This window comes from Cupriavidus consociatus, from assembly GCF_017814975.1.
In the GTDB taxonomy this organism is placed as follows: domain Bacteria; phylum Pseudomonadota; class Gammaproteobacteria; order Burkholderiales; family Burkholderiaceae; genus Cupriavidus; species Cupriavidus consociatus.
The window spans coordinates 1-1603 of sequence record NZ_JAGIQA010000114.1 but is presented as its reverse complement, the minus strand read 5'-3'; the positions used below and the strand labels follow the sequence as shown (position 1 = coordinate 1603).

Genomic DNA, 1603 nt, shown 5'->3' with positions numbered 1-1603 from the left:
TAACTTGGTACAACCAACGACGGCCCCATTCCAGTCTGACGGACCAGACCCCGGATGAGGCATACTTCGCCTCGCTGTCAGCGATCAAATCGGCAGCCTGACTGCCCCAGCGCTTCCACTTAAAAAGTCCGGATCCCTGTCCGAACACAGTTCCGTCAGCCATCGCCTTGATCTTGCTCCGCTTGACGGCCACCTACTTTACGGCCTTGCCTGGCTTTCGTCGCACTTCTATACGCCCGGGTAGCTGCCTCGCCCCAACGCATGGACTTCGTGGTCGCAGCAGGTCGGCGTATGCCTGCGACACGTCGGACTCATGGCCGCCATCCTTACCATGTTGCCTTTCGTCGCATGGTGTCTCGCTCGACTGTAGCTATCACGAAAGCACGCATTACACATTACCCAATGTCGCAATAGAGACAAAATCGACATCTATTGTCTGATTAGATCGAAAACGGTACTAGGAAAATTTAATACTTGCAGTACTCGCGGGCACACGAATTTTAGTGTTAATGGCATAGATCATGCTAACCAGTGACGAGGATCTTACCTTACAGACACGAACACTCCGAACTGCCGATTGTGAATTAATTTGTGCGGAAAATACAAGTGGAAGCAGCCAAGATGGAAGAAGTGAATTTCAGCTGATATATCATGTCGTCGCAAGCCAAAAGATTTCCATCGATTATAAATAGCATATTATGATCGGACGCCATCCATACCGCCAGTATTTCGCGCAGATAAACTACGAGATTTTGTTTAAAATTAAGACTTTATCAACATTGATCGCGTCAACAGCAACATACCCGAGGGATACCTTATGTTTTTGTGCATAGAAACCCCATCAGAATTCCTTGCGAGATGGTCTAATTCCGCCGAAGGGCTAATTGACTCCTACGCAAGATTTTTTTCACCGGAGTGGCTGAATCAATCAATTCTCGCTGGCTGGCGCTTCGGTGGCACAAACATAGAAATCGACGTTCAAATAGACAAAATCGTTGAGGCCCTCAATGAACTGTCAAAAACGAATTCAGATGGAAATACCTTGAATGTGACCGGCCCATCCGAAGATTTTATCGAAAAGATCAAGGAAATTAATCGCATAAGAGATGGCATGTCGACTAGTCGGGTTGACAGCATAAAAGCCGGTCTTTCTTCATTAAGGGATAGAAATCCACAGCAGTTTGCAAATTTAATTAACGAAATAAATAAACGGTAGAACATACTCATATGTCGGTCAGGGGCCGAGGTCTGGACAGCACAAAGCAGAAGCAACCTGTGCCTAATCAGCGTCACCAGAACCGCCGATGCCTATTGCGTACATTGCCGGTACCGGGGGGGCTCCCGCAGTGTCAGCAAACGTGAGCAACAAGCCGGATCGATATAGTCGCTGACCCGAAACTTGATGCGTGCGCATTCGGCTAGCAACAGAATCTCATTGACGCCTTGCGTCAAAGGGGAAGCCCTTACAGTACTTTACAATTTAGAAATGGCGGTATCAGACGGCACAGCCCCCGCAACAAGGCGGAGCGCGTCAAGGTAGATGTCGCCTCATTCATGCAGCCAGGCGTTGGTTTTCGGCGCCTGGCTTGATACCGGTGGGCAC

General features: G+C 48.8%; 1 protein-coding gene. It reads left to right on the top strand.

Features of this window, described 5'->3' with window-relative positions:
- Window positions 1-817 precede the first annotated feature (817 nt).
- Window positions 818-1216, top strand: a complete 399-nt coding sequence (locus J8I82_RS37600) for a hypothetical protein (protein ID WP_209765676.1) — start codon at window positions 818-820, stop codon at window positions 1214-1216.
- The last annotated feature ends 387 nt before the right edge of the window (window positions 1217-1603 follow it).